Source organism: Micromonospora fulviviridis (assembly GCF_014648395.1).
GTDB classification, from domain to species: Bacteria; Actinomycetota; Actinomycetes; order Mycobacteriales; family Micromonosporaceae; genus Micromonospora; species Micromonospora fulviviridis.
In genome coordinates, this window is sequence record NZ_BMRA01000011.1 from 60,088 (window position 1) to 80,422 (window position 20,335).

Annotated in this window: 18 protein-coding genes; 16 read left to right on the top strand and 2 right to left on the bottom strand. The window is 73.2% G+C overall.

What is annotated here, in order from left to right:
* Position 1: 1 nt before the first annotated feature.
* The 5 genes from IEY96_RS25695 (at position 2) to IEY96_RS25715 (ending at position 7,891) form a co-directional block, all read left to right on the top strand.
* A complete protein-coding gene (locus tag IEY96_RS25695; protein ID WP_189197393.1) occupies positions 2–865 on the top strand; it encodes a sulfotransferase family protein in 864 nt (287 codons plus the stop codon).
* Positions 835–2,463, top strand: coding sequence for an oligosaccharide flippase family protein (locus IEY96_RS25700; RefSeq protein WP_229791906.1), 1,629 nt, complete (start codon positions 835–837; stop codon positions 2,461–2,463). Before IEY96_RS25695 ends, IEY96_RS25700 begins: the two co-directional genes overlap by 31 nt.
* A 28-nt stretch (positions 2,464–2,491) precedes the next feature.
* Positions 2,492–3,424 carry a sulfotransferase family protein gene (locus tag IEY96_RS25705; protein ID WP_189197394.1) on the top strand — a complete coding sequence of 311 codons (933 nt, stop codon included), beginning with the start codon at positions 2,492–2,494 and terminating at the stop codon, positions 3,422–3,424.
* Between the two features lie 158 nt (positions 3,425–3,582).
* Positions 3,583–4,629, top strand: a complete 1,047-nt coding sequence (locus IEY96_RS25710) for a glycoside hydrolase family 26 protein (protein WP_189197395.1) — start codon at positions 3,583–3,585, stop codon at positions 4,627–4,629.
* A 217-nt stretch (positions 4,630–4,846) separates the two neighbouring features.
* Positions 4,847–7,891, top strand: a complete 3,045-nt coding sequence (locus tag IEY96_RS25715; RefSeq protein ID WP_229791907.1) for a malectin domain-containing carbohydrate-binding protein — start codon at positions 4,847–4,849, stop codon at positions 7,889–7,891.
* Between the two features lie 67 nt (positions 7,892–7,958).
* Here IEY96_RS25715 and IEY96_RS25720 read toward each other — a convergent pair whose 3' ends face one another.
* Positions 7,959–8,351 (bottom strand): CBS domain-containing protein, encoded by a 393-nt coding sequence (locus IEY96_RS25720; RefSeq protein ID WP_189197397.1) that lies wholly within the window; start codon positions 8,349–8,351, stop codon positions 7,959–7,961.
* A 112-nt stretch (positions 8,352–8,463) separates the two neighbouring features.
* Here IEY96_RS25720 and IEY96_RS25725 point away from each other — a divergent pair, with 112 nt between their 5' ends.
* The 5 genes from IEY96_RS25725 (at position 8,464) to IEY96_RS25745 (ending at position 12,276) form a co-directional block, all read left to right on the top strand.
* Entirely contained in the window at positions 8,464–8,913 is a 450-nt protein-coding gene (locus IEY96_RS25725) for an NUDIX hydrolase (RefSeq protein ID WP_189197398.1), read from the top strand.
* A complete protein-coding gene (locus IEY96_RS25730; RefSeq protein WP_229791908.1) occupies positions 8,910–9,719 on the top strand; it encodes a hypothetical protein in 810 nt (269 codons plus the stop codon). The genes IEY96_RS25725 and IEY96_RS25730 overlap by 4 nt, the downstream gene beginning before the upstream one ends.
* 70 nt (positions 9,720–9,789) lie before the next feature.
* Entirely contained in the window at positions 9,790–10,521 is a 732-nt protein-coding gene (locus IEY96_RS25735; protein WP_107074888.1) for a phosphocholine cytidylyltransferase family protein, read from the top strand.
* Entirely contained in the window at positions 10,509–11,576 is a 1,068-nt protein-coding gene (locus IEY96_RS25740; RefSeq protein WP_189197399.1) for an iron-containing alcohol dehydrogenase family protein, read from the top strand. The genes IEY96_RS25735 and IEY96_RS25740 overlap by 13 nt, the downstream gene beginning before the upstream one ends.
* Positions 11,551–12,276, top strand: a complete 726-nt coding sequence (locus IEY96_RS25745) for a CDP-alcohol phosphatidyltransferase family protein (RefSeq protein ID WP_189197400.1) — start codon at positions 11,551–11,553, stop codon at positions 12,274–12,276. The genes IEY96_RS25740 and IEY96_RS25745 overlap by 26 nt, the downstream gene beginning before the upstream one ends.
* A 33-nt stretch (positions 12,277–12,309) precedes the next feature.
* On the opposite strand, the gene IEY96_RS25750 is transcribed toward IEY96_RS25745, so the two are convergent.
* Positions 12,310–13,572: a glycosyltransferase family 4 protein gene (locus IEY96_RS25750; protein WP_189197401.1), complete on the bottom strand. Its 1,263-nt coding sequence runs from the start codon at positions 13,570–13,572 to the stop codon at positions 12,310–12,312.
* A gap of 24 nt (positions 13,573–13,596) precedes the next feature.
* Between IEY96_RS25750 and IEY96_RS25755 the strand changes: the two genes are divergently transcribed.
* The 6 genes from IEY96_RS25755 (at position 13,597) to IEY96_RS25780 (ending at position 20,314) form a co-directional block, all read left to right on the top strand.
* Positions 13,597–14,457 (top strand): Fpg/Nei family DNA glycosylase, encoded by an 861-nt coding sequence (locus IEY96_RS25755; RefSeq protein WP_189197402.1) that lies wholly within the window; start codon positions 13,597–13,599, stop codon positions 14,455–14,457.
* 325 nt (positions 14,458–14,782) lie between these two features.
* Complete coding sequence (locus tag IEY96_RS25760; protein WP_189197403.1) at positions 14,783–16,291, top strand: sugar transferase; 1,509 nt, start codon at positions 14,783–14,785, stop codon at positions 16,289–16,291.
* Positions 16,292–16,327: 36 nt separating this feature from the next.
* A complete protein-coding gene (locus tag IEY96_RS25765) occupies positions 16,328–17,530 on the top strand; it encodes an ROK family transcriptional regulator (RefSeq protein ID WP_189197404.1) in 1,203 nt (400 codons plus the stop codon).
* A 54-nt stretch (positions 17,531–17,584) separates the two neighbouring features.
* A complete protein-coding gene (locus IEY96_RS25770) occupies positions 17,585–18,808 on the top strand; it encodes a sensor histidine kinase (RefSeq protein ID WP_189197405.1) in 1,224 nt (407 codons plus the stop codon).
* Positions 18,805–19,569: a LytR/AlgR family response regulator transcription factor gene (locus IEY96_RS25775; protein ID WP_189197406.1), complete on the top strand. Its 765-nt coding sequence runs from the start codon at positions 18,805–18,807 to the stop codon at positions 19,567–19,569. The genes IEY96_RS25770 and IEY96_RS25775 overlap by 4 nt, the downstream gene beginning before the upstream one ends.
* An 82-nt stretch (positions 19,570–19,651) precedes the next feature.
* Positions 19,652–20,314: a DUF5701 family protein gene (locus IEY96_RS25780; protein ID WP_189197407.1), complete on the top strand. Its 663-nt coding sequence runs from the start codon at positions 19,652–19,654 to the stop codon at positions 20,312–20,314.
* The last annotated feature ends 21 nt before the right edge of the window (positions 20,315–20,335 follow it).

Genomic DNA, 20,335 nt, shown 5'->3' on the forward strand with positions numbered 1-20,335 from the left:
CGTGACGCTGGCCAAGGAGCAGGCGCTCCGCGCGGTGAAGTCGGTGAGCCGGACGGTCGGTCGGCTGACCGCCGGGTCGCGGATGGTGCCGGGATTCCTGATCGTGGGGGCGCAGCGCTGCGGCACCACCTCGCTGTTCAAGACGCTCTCGCAGCACCCGGGGGTGCTGCCGCCCGCCTACCACAAGGGCGTGCACTACTTCGACGTGGACTACCGCCGGGGGATGAACTGGTACCTCGGCCACTTCCCCACCACCGCGAAAGCGGAGGCGGTGAAGGAGCAGGTCGGCGTACGCGGGATCACCGGCGAGTCGAGCCCGTACTACATGTTCCACCCGCTGGCGGCGCAGCGGATCGCCAAGGACCTGCCCTCGGTGAAGCTGCTCGTGTTGCTCCGCGACCCGGTGGAGCGGGCCTACTCGGCGCACTCCCACGAGCTGGCCCGGGGCTACGAGACCGAGCCGGACTTCGAGCGGGCGCTGGCGCTGGAGGAGGAGCGGACGGCGGGTGAGCGGGAGCGGATGACCGCCGACCCGACGTACGCGAGCCACCACCTCCAGCACAACGCGTACCTGGCCCGCGGGCGGTACATCGAGCAGGTGGAGCGGCTGGAGGCCCTGGTCGGCCGGGAGCGGCTGCACGTCATCGACAGCGACGACTTCTTCGCCGACCCGCGGCCCTCCTTCGACGCGGTCTGCGACTTCCTCGGCCTGCCCCGGTGGGCGGACATCGCCTTCGGCAAGCACAACTCGCGGTCCCGCTCGCCGATGTCGGCCGAGCTGCGGGCGCGGCTGGAGAACCACTTCGCCCCGTACGACGAGCGGCTGGCCTCCTGGTGGGGACGCGTGCCGTCGTGGCGGCGGTGACCCGCGCGGACGCCGGCGGCACCCCGACGCTCACCGCACCGGCCGGCGGACCCGGCGCCGCCGGCGGACCCGGCGCGGGCCTGGGCGGCGCGGCCCGGCAGGGCTTCGCCAACCTGGTCGGGGTGGGCCTGGCGGCGGTGGCCGGCTTCGGGCTGAACATCGTCATCGCCCGCGGCTGGTCGGTCCGCGAGGCCGGCATGTTCTTCGCGGCCACCAGCGCCTTCATGATCGCCGCGTCGGCGGCCCGGCTCGGCACCGACGTGGGGACCGTCTACTTCGTCAGCCGGCACCGGACCCTCGACCAGCGGGACCGGATCCGCGGCACGATCCTGGCCGGGCTGCTGCCGGTGCTGGCGGTCGGCGCGCTGCTCGGGCTGGCCGGCTGGCTGGCCGCCCCGGCCCTGGCCGAGGCCACCATGCCGGAGGCCGGCCCCGGCGGGGTGACCGCGCTGCGCATCCTGCTGGCGTTCGTGCCGCTGGCCGCGCTGAACGACTACGCGCTCGCCGCCTGCCGCGGCTTCGGCCAGATGCGGCCGCTGCTCACCGTGGAACGGCTCGGCCGCACCCTGGTGCAGTTCCTGGCCGTGGCGGTGGCCGCCTGGCTCGGGCTCTCCGCCACCGTCGCGCTGCCGCTGGCCTGGGTGGTGCCCTACCTGTTCGCCGCGGCGGTCGCGCTGGCATGGCTGGGCCGGCTGGTCCGCCGGGCCGGCCGGCAGGTGACCCGACCCGTGCCGACGGGCGAACTGGTCGGGCCGTTCTGGCGGTTCACCGGGCCGCGCGCGGTCAGCAGCCTGGCCGCGATCGTGGTGCAGCGGCTGGACATCGTGCTGCTCAGCGCCCTGCGCGGGCCGGCCGACGCGGCGATCTACACGGCGGCGACCCGGTTCCTGGCGCTCGGTCAGCTCTCCAGCGTGGCGCTCTCCAGCTCGGTGCAGCACCGGCTGGCGGCCGCCTTCGCCCGCGACGACCGGGCCGAGGCGCGGCAGCTCTACCAGGCCGCGACCGGGTGGCTGGTGCTGCTCTCCTGGCCGGCGTACCTGCTGTTCGCGGCGTTCGCCACGCCGATGCTGGCGCTGTTCGGCTCCGGCTACGGCGACGGTCACCGGGTGGTGCTGCTGCTCGCGCTGACCATGCTGGTGGCCACCGGCTGCGGCATGGTCGACATGGTGCTCAACATGGCCGGCCGGACCGCCTGGACCTTCTACAACGCGATGGCCGGCACGGTGCTCAACGTGGTCGCCAACCTCGTGCTCATCCCGCGGTACGGCATCCTCGGCGCGGCCCTGGCCTGGACCGTCTCCATCCTGGTCACCAACCTGGTGCCGCTGGGCCAGCTCTGGTGGTCGATGCGGCTGCACCCGTTCGGCGCCGGCACCCGGGCCGCCATGGCGCTGGCCGTCGCCGCGTTCGGCCTGCCGCTCGGGGTGGCCAGCCTGCTCGACGCCCCGGTGCCGGCGCTCGCCCTGGTGGCGGCCGGCGGCGCGGCGGCGTACCTGGCCGGCGCCTGGCGCTGGCGGACCACCCTGCACCTCGACGCGCTGCGCGCGCTGCGGCGGGGCCGGAACCGCACCGGCGCGAACCCGGCCGCCCAGTCCTGACCCGTTCCTGCGTACCGATGGGACCCCGATGACCAGCAGCACGCCCCTCGCCCCGCACTCCGGCCTGTCGACCGTGAAGGCCGCGAAGCTCGCCGCCGTCGGCCTGCTGGCGGACCGGAAGGAACGCCGCGAGCTGGAGCGGCCGGTGGAGGCCGCCAACCGCAAGCTCAGCCTGAAGGTCGAGCGGCCGATCTTCATCCTCGGCGCGCCCCGCTCCGGCACCACGTTCCTGGGCAGCTGCGTGGGCGCGCTGCCGGACGTGTCGTACCACTTCGAGCCCCGGCTGACCAAGGCGGTGGCCCGCTGCGTGTACGAGGGGAGCTGGACCCCGCAGCGGGCGGCCCGCTACTTCCGCGGCTACTACGGGGCGCTGCTCGCCGCCTCCGGTCACGGCGGGCTGCGGTTCGCCGAGAAGGACCCGGAGAACTGCTTCATCGTGCCCTTCCTGGCCGAGGTCTTCCCGGACGCGGTCTTCCTGCACGTCTACCGGGACGGCCGGGACGTGGCGGTGTCGCACGCCGAGCAGCCGTGGCTGAACGCCGCCTCGACGGGCACCGGGAAGAGCGGCCGCGGCGGCACGCCCTGGGGGGCCGCGCCCCGGTTCTGGGTGGAGCCGGAGCGGCGCGAGGAGTTCAGCCAGGTCTCCGACCTGCGCCGCTCGGCCTGGATGTGGCGCCGCTTCACCAGCAGCGCGCTGGCCCAGCTCGCCGGCCTGCCGGCGGAACGGGTCCGGCACCTCCGCTACGAGGACATCGTCAGCCGCCCGGCCGAGGCGGCCGAGGTGGTCGCCGACTTCCTGGCCGTCGGTGACCCGGCGGGCCGGGAGGCGCTGCACGCCCGGTTCGCCAAGGCCCGGCCGAACTCGGTCGGTCGGTGGCGGCAGCGGCTGACCGAACAGGACCTCGCCGACGTGGTCGCCGAGGCGGGGCCGCTGCTCAGCGAACTCGGCTACACCGCGTAAGGGCCGTCGCGCCGGGCCGTCGCGCCGGTAGAGTGCCAGGGGTCGCCCGCCCGTCCCGGCGCGCCGCTCCGCTGACACGGGGTCGCCGGGGCCGACAACCGTGGGGCCGGCGACCATCCTGGGGAGAGGTTGCGGTGGTACGACGGTTACGACGGACGATGGCGGCCGTGTTCGCCCTGACCTGCCTCGTTCCGGCGGTGGCGGCCTGTGACTTCGGCTCGACCGACCGGCCGGACGGTGGCACGACGGCGGCGGCGCCCCCGCCCACGGTGACGCCCCGGACCAGCCCGGTCCGGACCACCGGTCGCGGGCCGGAGCTGCCGGAGAAGGGCGCCTGGGTGGGCGCCTGGGTCAAGCCGCAGTTCCACAACGCCACCGGGCGGGCGGCCGCGTTCGACGACTTCAACCGCGCGGCCGGCGGCGAGCTGACCATCGCGCACATGTTCCACGAGTGGAACGAGGCCTTCCCGGGCGCCACCGAGCGGGCCTTCCAGTCCCAGGGGAAGCTCCAGATGATCTCCTGGCAGGGCACCGACACCCGGTCGACGGTCAGCGGCGTCTACGACTCGCTGATCCGGCAGCGGGCCGCGGACGTCAAGGAGTTCGGCGTGCCGGTGCTGCTGCGCTACCGGTGGGAGATGGACCGGCCGAACCTGGCCGCCAGCATGCACTCCCCGGAGGACTACGTCGCCGCCTGGAAGCACGTCCGGGCCATCTTCACCGAGGCCGGCGTCACCAACGCGGCCTGGGTGTGGTGCCCGCACGCGGACGGTTTCGCCGAGCCCGACCGGGACGCCGCCGCCTACTACCCCGGTGACGACCAGGTCGACTGGCTCTGCGCCGACGTCTACCCGGGCCCGGAGTGGAACAGCTTCACCGACCGGATGGACCACTTCATGGCCTTCGCGCAGAAGCACCCGCGGCCGGTGGTCATCGGCGAGTTCGGGCTCACCCAGGAGGGCCGGCCCGGCCAGCGGGCCAACTGGATGCGCGAGGTCGGGCCGTACCTGAAGAAGCACCCGCAGATCAAGGCGGCCGTCTACTTCGCCGCCCGGCAGACCACGAAGCCCTTGTACGACAGCACGTTCGGCAACGACCCGGAGAGCGCGGCGGTGTTCCGCGAGATGGCCACCGATCCGTACTTCAATCCCCCGCCGCCGGATCTCAGCGTCTCCTCGGCGCCACCCTCCGTACCGAGTCGATGATCTTCCCTCGTCTTTTCGTGTGACCTGGGGCGTTTTCTCGGTCAAAAAGGCCGATCCCGGGTGGACGGGCGACGGGGGGATGCGAGAAGGTATTGCTCTCACGTCTGCGGTCGGCCGTGAGGCGCCCCACCTCGCGCCGACACCGGCCATGACCGCAGCGCCTCCGACGTTTCCCCCGGAGTAGCCTGTGGCTTCCTCGCTCCTGAGACACCGCTCGGTGTCCGCTCTCGGCGTCGCCGTACTCGGCATCGCCACCCTTTTCACCCCCGTGCCCGCGCTCGCCGCGCCCGCGCCGGACCACACCACGATGGTCAGCGAGGTGCCGACGGACAAGACGCCGAACATCAACGACGGCAACGTCGTCGCCATCTACGACGCCGGCACCAAGGTGATCGTGGGTGGCTCGTTCACCAAGGCGCAGAACCGCGGCGCGTCGACCACCGAGGTCACCCGGAAGGGCGTGCTGGCCTTCGACAAGGCGACCGGCAAGCTCGACGAGGCCTTCGCCCCGGTGCTCGACGGCGAGGTCACGGCGATCATCGCCGGCCCGACGCCGGGCACCGTCTATCTGGCCGGCACCTTCAACCAGGTGAACGGCACCAACTTCCGGAAGCTCGCCCTGCTCAACGTCGCCGACGGCACGCCGGTCGCCGGCTTCAAGGGCCCGGCGTTCAACGGCACGGTGAGCGACATCGCCCTGGTCGACGGGCGGCTCCTGGTCGGCGGCATCTTCTCCACGGTGACCGCGACGACCACCCGTAACGGGCTGGCGTCGCTGAACCCCACCACGGGCGCGGTGACCGACTACCTCACCGTGGCGCTGACCGAGAACCACAACTGGACCAGCACCAACGGCGGCGCGAAGGCCGGCGTCGGCGTGGAGAAGCTGACCGTCTCGCCGGACGGCAAGCATCTCATCGTCATCGGCAACTTCAAGAAGGCCAACGGCGTCGTCCACGACCAGATCGTCCGGATCGACCTGGGCGACAGCGCGGCCACCATCGCCGACTGGAACACCGACGGCTACTCGGCGGCCTGCCGGTACATCTCGTTCGACTCGTACGTGCGGGACGTGCAGTTCTCCCCGGACGGCAAGTACTTCGTCGTGGTGACCACCGGCGCGTCGTACCCGGGGACGCTCTGCGACTCGGTGGCTCGCTGGGAGACCACCGCCAGCGGTAACGGCCAGCAGCCGACCTGGGTGAACTACAGCGGCGGCGACACCTTCCTCTCCACCGGGATCAGCGAGAAGGCCATCTACGTCGGCGGCCACTTCCGCTGGTCGAACAACCCGCTCGCGCGGGACAAGGCGGGCCCCGGCGCGGTGCCGCGGGCCAGCATCGCGGCCCTCGACCCGGCCAGCGGCCTGCCGCTGTCCTGGAACCCGGGCCGCCACCCGCGCGGCTACGGCGTCACCGAGATGCTGGTGACCCCGGAGGGCCTCTGGCTGGGCAGCGACCAGGAGTACATCGGCAACTTCGACTACCAGCGGAAGCGGCTCGCCTTCTTCCCGCTGGACGGCGGCAACGCCCCGCACTCGACCAGCACCAAGGGCCTGCCGGGTGACGTCTACCAGGCCGGCCGCGCGGCGCAGACCGAGGTCCTCTACCGGGTCAACGCCGGTGGTCCGGCCATCCCGGCGACCGACGGCGGCCCGGACTGGGCCGGCGACACGGCCACCGAGCCCAGCCCGTACCACAACAGCGGCAACACCGCGCAGACGTACGGCACCAACGCGACGTTCGACGCGACGGTGCCGGCGAGCACCCCGGCGACGCTGTTCAACGCCGAGCGGTGGGACCAGGCGACCGCCCCGGACATGCAGTGGGACATCCCGGTCGCCGCGGGCACCCGGGTCGACGTGCGGCTCTACTTCGCCAACCGGTACGCCAAGACCGGCGTGGTCGGCGCGCGCAAGTTCGACGTCAGCGTCGACGGCGTGCTCAAGCTGAACGACTTCGACCCGGTGGCCGGCGCGGGCGGCACCGACCGCGGCACCATGCGGTCCTTCTCCGTGGTCAGCGACGGCGTGGTCGACATCGACTTCGGCCGGGTCCTGGAGAACCCGCTCGTCCAGGGCATCGAGATCGTCAAGACCGCGCCGACGCCGGACGCGGCGGACGTCCTCTACCGGGTCAACGCCGGTGGCGACCAGCTGGCCGCGCCGAGCGGCCCGGCCTGGGCCACCGACAGCGTGGCGACGCCGAGCACCTACCACAACACCGGCAGCAACGTCACGGCGTACGGCACCAACGCGACGGTCGACGCCACCGTGCCGTCCGGCACCCCGATCGCGCTGTTCAACAGCGAGCGCTGGGACCTGTCGACCACTCCGGACATGCAGTGGGACTTCCCGGTCCCGGCGGGCACCCCGGTCCAGGTGCGGCTCTACCTGGCCAACCGCTACGCCAAGACCGGCGTGGTCGGCGCGCGCAAGTTCGACGTCAGCGTCGACGGTGTGCTCAAGCTGAACGACTTCGACCCGGTCGCCGCCACCGGCGGCACCAGCCGGGGCACCATGCGGGCCTTCGCGGTCACCAGCGACGGCAACATCGACATCGACTTCGGTCGGGTCGTGGAGAACCCGCTCGTCCAGGGCATCGAGATCGTCAAGCTCCCGCCGGTGCCGCCCACCACGACGCTGGACAGCATCACCAAGCGGTCGTACGACGGGGCGAGCGCGGTGGGCGACGCGACCTCGGTGGCCAACGCGGACAGCACCCGGTGGTCCGCGATCAAGGGCGCGTTCTGGGTCGGCGGTGACCTGTTCTACGGCGTCAACGGCGACCTCTACAAGCGCTCGTTCGACGGCACCACCTTCGGCACCCCGAAGAAGCTCGACCCGTACCACGACGCCAAGTGGGACCTCGTCGTCACCGGCTCCGCGCCGGAGGGCTCGACCTACGCGGGCATGACTGTCGACTTCTCCGCCGAACTGCCGAACGTGACCGGCATGTTCTACACCGCCGGTCGCATCTACTACACGCTGGCCGGCCAGAACGCCCTGTTCTGGCGGGGGTTCACCCCCGACACCGGCGTCGTCGGCGCCGAGCGGGGCACGGTCGCCGGCACCACCGGCTACGGCGGCGTGGGTGGCATGTTCCTCAGCGACGGCAAGCTCTACACCGTGGCCCGCGGCCACGGCCACCTCTACGCCCGCGACTGGGGGAACGGCGCTCCGAGCAACGCCGCCACGCTGGTCAGCGGACCGACCGTGGACAACGTGGACTGGCGGGCCACGAACGTCTTCGTCGGCCCGTGATCTGAGGCACCGTACGACGATGGCCCGGCCGGTATCGGCCGGGCCATCGCCCTTTTCCGTCGTCGGTTCAGACCCGGGGCGCCGTGTGCTCCCGCGCCCAGACCCGCATCAGGTCGCGCACCGAGATCACCCCGGCCACCTCGCGACCGTCGAGCACCACCAGGTGCCGGAAACCGCCCCGGGCCATCGCGGTGGCCGCCTCCTCCACCGTCCAGTCCGGGCCCGCGTAGACCACGTCCCAGGTCAGATGGGCTCCCGTGCGTTCGACGTCCGGGTCGAGCCCGGCCCCGATCGCGTACAGCACGTCACGCTCGGTCATGATCCCGACGCCTTCGGAGTCCGGGTCGATCACGACCGCCGACCCGACCCGCCGTTCCGACATCATCCGGGCCGCCTGGCGGAGCGTGTGCTCCGGGCCGACCACGAGAATCTCTTTGGACATCGCTTCCCGTACCTGCATCACATCACCCCTGTGGGACGGCGGCCTCGGTACGGACATGGTGGGCCATCGATGCGGAACGGGACAAGACCGGGCATCGCCATGAACGGCGCGAGATCGCTACTGTTCTGAGGTGCCCACCGAGCCCCTCCGCTGCGCCGGCGCGCTGATCGTGGACGACGACGGCCGCATCTTCATCCAACGCCGGTCCCCCGAGCGGCGCCTCTTCCCCAACTGCTGGGACATCGTCGGCGGCCACCTCGAACCGGGCGAGGAGGTGGAGGACGCGCTGCGCCGGGAGGTCATCGAGGAGACCGGCTGGACCGTCTCGCACGTGCTCGGCCAGGTCGGCGAGTACCAGTACACCGGCGACGACGGACTGACCCGGGTGGAGACCGACTTCCTGGTCCGGGTGGACGGCGACCTCAGCCGGCCCCGGCTGGAGGCGGGCAAGCACACCGAGTTCCGCTGGCTGGCGGAGCAGGACGTCGCCCTGCTCGACGAGCACCGCGACGTCAACGACGGGCTGATCCGGCGGATCGCCGAGAACGCCTTCGCCGCCCTGCGCTCGATCGGTCTGTGAGGGAGACCGCCCCCGGTCGCGGCGCGGAGCGACCTCCGGCACAGCGAGCCGGGTCGGCCGACGGCGTCGAGCTGCCGCCGCACCGGTTCGCGGGGCTGGTCGCCCCGGCCGTCGACCGGGCCTTCGTCGCCGGCATGCTCGCGGGCCGGGACGGCGGTGGCGCGGAGCTGAGTTCCCGGTACGGGGGACCGGCCGCCACCGGCTTCCTGGTCGAGTTCCGCACCCGGCTGGCCGTGCCGGGCGGCACGGTGGACGCCGCGGGCTTCGCGGCGGTGACCCGCTACCGGGACCCGGCCGCCTGCCAGCGGGCGCTGGACAAGCAGGTCGCGTACGGGATGATCCAGCGTTTCCCGGGCGGCGGCTTCTGCGCCACCGAACGCGGGCTCGCCTTCCTGGCCGAGCTGTTCGGCGTGCACGGCGAGGTGACCGAGGAGCTCTGGGCGGGCCACGACGAGCGGGTGGCGCGGCTGGTCCCGGCGCTGGGCCGGGTGCTGGCGTACGCGTTCGCGTCGGCGGAGCCCGGCGCCTTCGCGACCATGGCCCCGCCGTACGAGCCGGACGGCACTCCGCCCGGGGTGCTGCTGCTCAACCGGCTGGGCACGCTTCGCTACCACCGCGCGGACGCGCACGCGGCGGCGTGGACGGCGGCGGGGCACACCGCGGCGAGCATCGTCGAGCTGCCCGAAGGGCCGGAGCGGCTGGCCATCGAGCAGGAGACGGACCGCCGGGCGGCCGGCCCGTGGGCGGTGCTCACCGCGGAGGAACGGCTGGAGCTGCTCGCCGACCTGGCGGCCCTGCCGGGCTGAACCACGGCCGGCGGCGGCGCGGCGATATCCTCCCCCGGTGGAGCGGAGTCGAGAAGAGGATGGTGCCGGCATGATCGGGATGGTGCTCGCCGCCGGTGCGGGGCGCCGACTGCGCCCGTACACCGACACCCTGCCCAAGGCCCTGGTGCCGGTCGACGGGGAGACCACCATCCTCGACATCGCGCTGCGCAACCTCGCCGAGGTGGGGTTGACCGAGGTCGTGATCGTGGTCGGCTACGCGGCGGACGCGGTCCGGCAGCGGCAGGCCGCGCTGGAGGAGAAGTACGGCGTCACGATCACCCTCGTGCACAACGACAAGGCCGAGGAGTGGAACAACGCGTACTCGCTCTGGCTGGCCCGTGAGCACTTCTCCCGGGGCGTGCTGCTGGTCAACGGCGACACCGTGCACCCGGTGAGCGTGGAGAAGACCCTGCTGGCCGAGCGCGGCCCGGGCATCCTGCTGGCCATCGACAACATCAAGGCGCTGGCCGAGGAGGAGATGAAGACCACCTTCGACGCGGCCGGCCAGCTCACCCGGATCACCAAGCTCATGGACCCGGGCGAGGCGTACGGGGAGTACATCGGCGCGACGCTGATCGAGCCTCAGGTGGCCGACGCGCTGGCCGACGCCCTGGAGGCGACCTGGCGGCGCGACCCGAACCTCTACTACGAGGACGGCTACCAGGAGTTCGCCGATCGGGGCGGCGAGGTGCGGGCCGCCCCGATCGGCGACGTCTCCTGGGTCGAGGTCGACAACCACGCCGACCTGGCCCGGGCGCGGGAGATCGCGTGCCGCTACTAGCCCGGACGATCCTCACCCCGCTGCACATCGACGTGCGGCGCGGTGCGGTGGCCGACCTCGCCGCGATCCTGGTCGACGGGCGGATCTCCGCCGGCGGCGACGTGGCGGTGGTGGTCGGTCCCGGGCAGGGCGAGCAGATCGCCGAGCTGATCCGCCCGTCCCTGCGGTCGGCGGACCTGTTCACCGTGTCCGGCGGCACCCTGGACGCCGCCGACGACCTGGGCGCCAAGCTGCGCAACCGGTCGTACGACGCGGTGGTGGGCATCGGCGGCGGCAAGACCATCGACGTGGCGAAGTACGCGGCCACCCGGCGCGGGCTGCCCATGGTCACCGTGGCGACCGCGCTGGCCAACGACGGCATCGCCTCGCCGGTGGCCAGCCTCGTCACCGACGGGATCAAGGGCTCCTACGGGGTGCACATCCCGATCGCCGTGATCGTCGACCTGGACTTCGTCGAGGCGGGGCCGGAGCGGCACAACCGGGCCGGCATCGGCGACGTGGTGAGCAACATCAGCGCGCTGGCCGACTGGGAACTGGCCCGGCAGGTACGCGGCGAACCGGTGGACGGCCTGGCCGCCTCGCTGGCCCGGATGGGCGCCGAGGCGGTGCTCGCTCACCAGGGCGACATGAGCGACGACGCCTTCGTCACCGTGCTGGCCGAGGCGCTGATCTCCAGCGGCCTGGCCATGGCGGTCTGCGGCACCAGCCGCCCGTCCAGCGGCGGCTGCCACGAGATCATGCACGCCGTCGACGCGCTCTACCCGGGCACCGCGTCGCACGGCGAGCTGGCCGGGCTCGGCGCGCTGTTCTGCACCTTCCTCCGCGGCGACGAGCGCCGGTTCGCGGAGATGTCGGCCTGCCTGGCCCGGCACGGCCTGCCCCGGCTCCCCGCCGACGTGGGCCTGACCGACGAGCAGTTCGTGGAGGCGGTGCAGTTCGCGCCGGCCACCCGGCCGGACCGCTACACCATCCTCGAACACCTGGCGATGTCGCCTACCGAGACGCGGGAGCGGCTGGCAGACTACGCCGGTGCACTCCGCGACCACCTTGGCTGAGCCGTCCCGCCCCTCCGTCGCCGACTTCCACCGGGTCAACCGGGGCGGCGGCCTGTTCAGCGAGTCGATCAGCCAGTGGATCGGCGCGGTCTTCGCGCTGGTCGCCCAGCGCCTGGGGCTGCGCCCGACCGCGCTGACCATCACCAACCTTGTGCTCGGCCTGGCCGCCTCGGTCACCGTGGTCGCGCTCGCCCCGAAGGTCGCCGCCGGCTCCGTGCCGGCCTGGGCCGTCGGCCTGCTCGCTCTGGTCGCCTGGCAGATCGCGTACGCGCTGGACTGCGCCGACGGTCAGCTCGCCCGGGTCACCAAGCAGAACAACCCGGCCGGGGCACGGGTCGACGTGCTCTGCGACGTGGCCGCCCAGATCGCCCTGGTCACCGCGCTCGGCGCGACCGCCGTGGCGCAGCGCCCCTCGACGCCCACCTGGCTGATCGCGGTCTTCGCCGGCACCTGGATGGTCAACCTGGTCACCTCGGTGATGCAGGCCGGCCCGAACGCGGCCAGCATGGTCACCTCGACCTCGCTCCCGGTACGCCTCGCGAAGCTGGTCCGCGACTACGGCGCCGTGATCTTCCTGGCCGGCCTGGTCCTGACCTTCGCCCCCGCCCTGACCGTCTGGGTGATCGTCGCCTTCACGATCGTCAACGGCGGCTTCCTCCTCGCCAGCATCGCCTTCTCGGCCCGCGCCTCCCTCCGCTGACCCGCCCCACCCGATCGACGCCTGAGGGCGGGGTCAGTGGCGGGTGGCGGCGACGTCGGCGTAGATGTCGATGAGGCGCTTCGTCACCACGTCGGGGTGGAAGGTGCGCTCGTAGCGGCTGCGGGCTGCGGGGGCGAGCGTCGCCGCGCCGGCCCGGGCCACGGGCAGGGCGGCGGCCAGCGCCTCCGGGTCGGGCGCGACCACCCACCCGGCCTCGCCGCGCTGCACCCCCCGCGGCAGGGAGACGTGCCCGTCGCCGGGCGCGGCGGTGGCCACCTCGGCCGGGCCGGTCCCGGCGGGCTCCCGGGGATCGTCGGCGCCGACCAGGTACGGGATGCCGCCCAGCGCGGTGCCGAGCACCGGCCGGCCGCTGGCCAGCGCCTCGATGATCACGGTGGGCAGCACGTCGTGCCAGGTGGAGGTGGCCAGCACCACGGCGCTGTCGGCCAGCGCGGCGCGTACCCCGGGCCGGTCGAGCTGGCCCAGGTAGACCACGTCGGGCCGGTCGGCGGCGGCCGCCTCGGCCAGCGGTCGCAGCTCGCCGTCGCCGGCGATCCGCAGCGGGCCCAGCGAGCCCACCGGGTGCCGCCGCCACGCCGTCAGCAGCAGGTCGAGCCCCTTCTCCGGGCTCAGCCGGCCCATGAAGAGGAACCCGTCCCCGGGCGGCGCGGGGGTCCCCGGGTCGGGCACCGCGTTGGGCTTGACCACGATCCGCTCGTCCGGGATGCCGTAGTCGCGCAGGTGGTCGGCGACCGCCGTGGTGAGCGCGATGTACCGGTCCACCGACTTCCAGGTCGGGCGGTGCACGGCGAGCGTGGTGGCCATGAGCGCGCTCTGCGCCCGGGAGCCCCGGTAGCAGCGGTGCACGATCGCCGGCACGCCCAGCGCCCGGCCCCGGCAGTCCTGGCAGATCACCCCGTCCCGGAAGTAGAGCCCGGAGGAGCAGACCTGGCGGTAGTTGTGCACCGTCTGCACGACCGGCACGCCGCGCTTGTGCGCGGTCCGCACCACCCAGGGCGAGAGCAGCGGGTACGGGTTGTGCAGGTGCAGCACGTCCGGGCGGTGCTCGGTGAGCAGCCGGTCCAGGTCGTGCTGGGCCTTCGGGGCCCAGATCGGCGAGATCGGCAGCAGCGCCTTGGCCGGCTTCGACATCGCGGGGATCTCGTCGGAGCTGCGCAGGAACGGCAGCACCTCCACCCCGGCCGCGGTGAGCTGTGCGATCTCCGCGTCGACGATGGTGTTCTCGCCGGAGGGCTGGGCTTCCCGGTACCGGTTGTGCGCCACCACGATTCTCACGGGAAAGAAGGCTACCGTTGTGGCGTGCCTGAACTACCGGAGGTGGAAGCGCTCGCCGGCTACCTGCGCGAGCGGGCGGTCGGCCGGCGCGTCGAGCGGGTCGAGGTGGCCGCGATCAGCGCCCTGAAGACGTACGACCCGCCGCCGAGCGCGGTCGCGGGCCGGACGGTCACCGGCGCCGGCCGGTACGGCAAGTTCCTCGACGTCCGGTTCGACGAGGGCCTGCACCTGGTGGTCCACCTGGCCCGGGCGGGCTGGCTGCACTACCGGGAGGCGTTCCCGTCGGCCGCCCCGCTGCGGCCCGGCAAGGGCCCGATCGCCCTGCGGGTACGCCTCGACGACGGCTCCGGCTTCGACCTGACCGAGGCGGGCACGCAGAAGAAGCTGGCCGCGTACCTGGTGACCGACCCGGCCCTGGTGCCCGGGGTGGGGAAGCTGGGCCCGGACGCCCTGGAGGCCGACCTGGCCACCTTCGGCGCCCGGCTCCGCAGCCGCCGGGGGCAGGTCAAGGGCGTGCTGACCGACCAGTCGGTGCTGGCCGGCATCGGCAACGCCTACTCCGACGAGATCCTGCACGCGGCGAAGCTCTCCCCGTTCGCGATCACCGACCGGCTGACCGACGACCAGCTCGCCACGCTGCACGCGGCGACGCGCGCGGTGCTCGGTGACGCGGTCCGGCGCTCGATGGGCCAGCGGGCCGCGGAGCTCAAGGGGGAGAAGCGCTCGGGGCTCAAGGTGCACGCCCGGAAGGGGCTCCCGTGCCCGGTCTGTGGCGACCTGGTGCGGGAGGTGTCGTTCGCCGATTCGAGCCTCCAGTACTGCCCCACCTGTCAGACCGGCGGCAAGCCCCTGGCTGACCGACGGTTGTCCCGACTCGTACGGTGAGTAATCGCACTCCGCGATTACGGAGAGGAATCGTCCCGGGATCGTGGAAGGTCCCACTCCGCACCTCTACCCGGGCCGCCATCCATCGGTATAGTGGCTCGGTCCCCGGCTTCACAACCGACTCGAAGCCGGCCAGATCTCCGCGAGCACCATCGGACGGCTTCTCCCTCGGGGGGCGGTCCGGGCCGGGCCCGCGTGGGAGACTGGGACGGTGGGCGACCCGGGCCCTCACGGCGAGTGAGGGCGCGCGTCATGCGGGAGGACACTGGTTGAGGTGACGACAAGCCTCCAGCGCCCGGTAACCAACACAGGCCGGAGCAAGAGCGTGCGGCACGTCGACAGCTTCGAGATCCAGCCGCCGACTCCGCCGTCGCACAACGGCGTACCCCGGTTGGCGTGGGCCCGTGCCCGGCGCCGGGTGTCCCGCTGGCATCGCCCCTACATCGCCATCCTCCTGCTGCTCGACTTCGGCGCGGCGGCGCTGGCCAGCTTCCTGGCCATCCAGATCTTCGAGCAGGCCGACTCGGGCTTCCGGCACGCGCCCCAGTCGTGGTTCTACACGGTCGCGTTCGTGCTGCTGCCGCTCGGCTGGCTGCTCATCCTGTGGGGCAACCGGGCCTACGACCGGCGCTACCTCGGGCTCGGGCCGGACGAGTTCAAACGGGTGACCCGGGCCGGCGTGGCGGTCGCCGCCACCGTCTCCTTCATCGCCTTCGCGACGAAGACCTACTCGCTCTCCCGGTGGACGGTCGGCTTCGCCCTGCTCGGCGCGATGCTGCTGATCCTGCTGGTCCGGATGGTGGCCCGGCTGGCGCTGCACACCGTCCGCCGCCGCATCGGCCAGGCCGGGCACCGGATGGTGCTGGTCGGCACCCTGCCGGAGTGCCTGGAGGTCTACACCGCGGTCACCCGCAACCCCGGGGCCGGGCTGGTCCCGGTGGCCATCCACCTCACCGACGGGTACGCCGCCGCCCGCGGCATCGAGACCCCGGTGCCGGTCTACGCCGGCCGGGACGTGCTCGCCCTGGTGCGTGAGGTCGGCGGGGACACCATCGCGGTCTGCGGCTCGGCCAGCGCCGAGCCGGGCGAGCTGCGCCGGATGGCCTGGCAGCTGGAGGGCTCCGGCGTCGACCTGGTGGTCGCGCCCCAGCTCACCGACATCGCCGGCCCGCGGGTGCACATCCGCCCCATCGAGGGCCTGCCGCTGCTGCACGTCGAGGAGCCGACCCTGTCCGGGCCGGCGCTGCTGGCCAAGAGCCTGATGGACCGGGTCGCCGCCGGGCTGGGCCTGGTGCTGCTGGCCCCGCTCTTCGCCGCGATCGCGATCGCCATCCGGATCTCCGACCGCGGGCCGGTCTTCTTCCGGCAGCCCCGGGTCGGGCACGAGGGGCGGACCTTCCGGGTCTGGAAGTTCCGCACCATGTACGTCGACGCCGAGGAGCGGCTGGCCGGCCTGGTCGACCAGAACGAGACCGACGGCATGCTGTTCAAGATGAAGCAGGACCCCCGGGTCTTCCCGGTGGGCCGCTTCCTGCGCGCCTCCTCCCTGGACGAGCTGCCCCAGCTGATCAACGTGCTCTGGGGCGAGATGTCGCTGGTCGGCCCGCGCCCGCTCCCCGCCGACGACGGCGACTTCCTGGGCGACGTCCGGCGCCGGCTGCTGGTCCGTCCGGGCATGACGGGGCTGTGGCAGGTCTCCGGCCGCTCCGACCTCTCCTGGGACGAGGCGGTCCGGCTCGACCTCTACTACGTCGACAACTGGTCGCTGGCATACGACCTGAGCATCCTGTGGCGGACCGTCGGGGTGGTGCTCGCCCGCAAGGGCGCCTACTAGGCGGAACGCCCGGAGCGACCGACGCGGGAGGTCACGTTGCTCCAGGAGGAGATCCGCCGGCGCAACCTCGGCACCCTGCTCCGGCACGTCCACCTGGACGGATCGGTCTCCCGCGCGGCGCTGGCGGAGCGGATGGGCCTGAACCGCAGCACGATCATGGCTCTGACCTCGGAACTGACCGCCGCGGGACTGGTCCGCGAGGAGGCGCCGACGGACACCGGCCGGACCGGGCGGCCGTCGCTGGTGGTCCGGCCCGAGACCGCCGGGGTGTACGTGCTGGCGTTCGACGTCGCCGTGGACTGGGTGACCGCCGCCCGCGTCGGGCTGGGCGGCGTCCTGCTGGACCGCAGGTGGGCGTCCCGCCCCCGCGCGGGCGCCGACCTCGACCGGGTGGTCGACGTCCTCGCCGGGTTCGGTCGTCAACTGCTCGACGCGGCCCCACCGGAGGCGGTGTGCGTCGGGTTGGGCGCGTCGTACTGCGGGATGATCCGGCCGGGCGACGGGATGGTCCGGTTCGGGCCGGACCTGGGGTGGGTGGACCAGGCGTTCGGTGCCGAACTCGGCCGCCGGCTGGGCCTGCCCCGGCCGGTGCCGGTGGGCAACGAGGCCCACCTCGGGGCGGTGGCCGAGCAGCGACGCGGCGCGGGCGTCGGCTTCCAGAACATGATCTACCTGCACGGCGACGTCGGCGTGGGCGGCGGGATCATCGTCGGCGGCAGGCTGCTCGACGGTGACGGCGGCTACGCCTGCGAGCTGGGGCACATGGTGGTCAACCCGCATCACGGGCGGCCCTGCGGGTGCGGCTCCCACGGCTGCCTGGAGGCGGAGGTCGGCGAGCGGGCCCTGCTGGACGCCGCCGGGCGGCCGGCCGACCTGTTCGGCCGTGCGGCCCTCCGGGACGTGGTGACCGACGCCGGCCGGGGCGACCCGGCGGCCCGCGAGGCGCTGCGCCGCATCGGCGACTGGCTCGGGGTCGGCGTGGCGAACCTGATCAACCTGTTCAACCCGGGCATCGTGATCTTCGGCGGGATGCTGCGCGACGTCTATTCCGGCGCGGCGGACCCGGTCCGGGCCCGCATCGCCGCCAACGTGCTGCCCGTGGCCAGGGAACGCGTACGGCTGCGCACCTCGGCGCTCGGCGACGACGCCACCCTGGTCGGCGCCGCCGAACTGGGCTTCACGGAGCTGCTGGCCGATCCGCTGGGCGGCGCCGTCCCGGCCCTGCCACCCCGGTGGTAGGTCGCGAGCGACGCGGGGTTGGCGTTGCGGCCGCCACCGGTCAGGATCTGTGTCGTGGGTGGCAACCTCTCGGCCGTGTTCGGCGTCGTCTCGCTGGTCACCGCGCTGGCCGCGGCGCTCTGGGCGGTGCTGCGGCTGCGCGCCCGCCGGGGCATCGCCACGGCCACCCAGCGGGCCACGTACGAGGTGCTGCACACCGCCGGGCTCGCCGCCGAGCCGCTGCGGGGCGGCCTGAGCGAGGCGGGCGCGGCGAAGGCCGTACGCCATCTGCGGGCCCTGGTGGGGGCGGCCGGGCTGGCCCTCACGGACCGGGACGTGCTGCTCGCCCTCGACGGGCACGGCACGCATCACGGCGACCAGCTGCTCGCGGCGGCCCGGAAGGCGGTCGGCACCGGGCGCTCGACCGTGCTGCGCGAGTCGGAGCTGCACTGCGACCTGGTCGACTGCCCGGTCCGGGGCGCCGTGGTGGCCCCGCTGAGCGCCGACGGCCGGGTGGTCGGGGCGCTGGTGGCGGTGGCCGACGAGCAGCCGGCCCCGGGGCTGGTGCAGGCGACCCTGGAGACCGCGCACTGGGCCGGTGACCAGCTCGCCCTGGCCGAGCTGGACTCCTCCCGTGAGCGCCTCGCCCGGGCCGAGGTACGCGCGCTGCGCGCCCAGATCAGCCCGCACTTCATCTACAACGCGCTGACCGCGATCGGCTCGTTCGTCCGGACCGACCCGGAGCGGGCCCGCGAGCTGATCCTGGAGTTCGCCGAGTTCACCCGCTACTCGTTCCGGGCGCACGGGGAGTTCACCACGCTCGCCGAGGAGCTGCGCTCGATCGACCGCTACCTGACCATCGAGCGGGCCCGCTTCGGCGAGCGGCTCCAGGTGCGGCTCCAGATCGCGCCGGAGGTGCTGCCGGTGACCCTGCCGTTCCTCTGCCTCCAGCCGTTGGTCGAGAACGCGGTCCGCCACGGGTTGTCCCGCAAGCCGGGCACCGGCATGGTGAGCATCGAGGCCCGGGACGCGGGCGCCGAGTGCCACATCACGGTGGAGGACGACGGGGTGGGGATGGATCCGACGACGCTGACCGCCGGCATCGCCGAGGTCTCCGGCGCCGGCAGCGACCCGGCGGACGACCCGGGCCAGCACGTCGGCCTCTCGAACGTCGACGAGCGGCTCCGGTCGGCCTTCGGGGACCGGTTCGGCCTGGTCGTCGAGACCGGCCTGGGCTCGGGTACGAAGGTCAGCATGCGGGTGCCGAAGTTCCATCCCGGGGTACGGGCGACGTCATGAACGCCGCGACCGGATTTCTCCGTGTGCTGGCGGTCGACGACGAGCCGCCGGCGCTGGACGAGTTGGCCTACCACCTGCGGGCCGATCCGCGGGTGGCCCGGCTGGACACCGCCGGCGACGCGACCGAGGCGTTGCGGGTGCTGCGCGACGGCGACGTGGACGTGGTCTTCCTGGACATCCGGATGCCCGGGCTGGACGGCATGGAGCTGGCCCGGGTGCTGCGCAGGTTCGCCCGGCCGCCGGCGATCGTGTTCGTGACCGCGTACGACGACGGCGCGGTGGACGCCTTCGACCTGGGCGCCACGGACTACGTGCGCAAGCCGGTCCGCGCCGATCGGCTGGCCGAGTCGCTGCGCCGGGTGATCGGCGCGCGGGTGGTCCCCTCGCATCCGGCGGCGCTGGCCCGGGCCGAGGAGGATCCGACCATCCCGATCGAGCTGGCCGGCACCACCCGGATGCTGCCCCGCTCGGCGGTGCGCTGGGTGGAGGCGCAGGGCGACTACGCCCGGCTGCACACGTCGGACGGCTCGCACCTGGTCCGGGTGTCGCTGGCCACGCTGGCCGAGCGGTGGGCCGACGCGGGGTTCGTCCGGATCCACCGGTCCTACCTGGTGCAGCTCAAGCTGATCGCCGAGCTGCGGCTGGTCAACTCCGGCTACGTGGTGGTGATCGACGGGACCGAGCTGCCGGTGAGCCGCCGGCACACCCGGGAGCTGAAGGACAAGCTGGTCCGCGCGGCCAAGCAGGACTGGAACCGCTGATCCCAGAAATTCTTCCGCTGGTCGGGAATACGCGCTCCTTGTCGTACGCTGTACGGGACGCCGTACGACAGATGGAGGCCGCATGCCCGACAGCCGCTACGACGCCGCGACCGAATTCGACCGTCAACTCGACCGCCTCGTGCTGCTCGGCTACCCCGCCCTGGCCGGGCTGACCGAGGACGCCTTCCGGGACCTGCTCACCCCGCTGCGCGGCGCGGCCGTCGCCGGGGCGGCCGACCTGTCCACACCCACCGATGGGCGAGTGCCCTTCCTGCTGGTGACCACCCGCGAGCTGGTGCCCGTCCAGGAGCGGATCGCGTTGACCACGCTCGCCGGCAAGCGGAAGCCCGGCATCCTCGACCGGAACTTCCCCGCCGACGACCTGCCGACGTTCGACCCGATCAAGGAGCTGGAGGTGCCCGCCGGGCCGGCGTACCTGCTCTTCGACGTCGACCGGGGCGAGGAGTACCGGAACCTGCCGCCCTCGACCGCGCTGGCGGAGATGACCACCCGGGGCCGGCTGCCGATCACCATCGACGAGGGCCTCGCCTTCGTCACCCTGCACCCGCCGGCCCTGGCCAGCAACCGGTGCTTCTCGCTGGTCGGCTCCCGCTGCGGCGACAAGCGGGTGCCGGCGCTCTGGATCAGCCAGGGCGCGCCGAAGCTCGGCTGGTGCTGGTTCGGCAACCCGCACACCTGGCTCGGCTCGGCCACCGCCGATCCGGTACGCGTCGGACTGGAGTGAGCGCGGCGTCGGCGCGGCCTC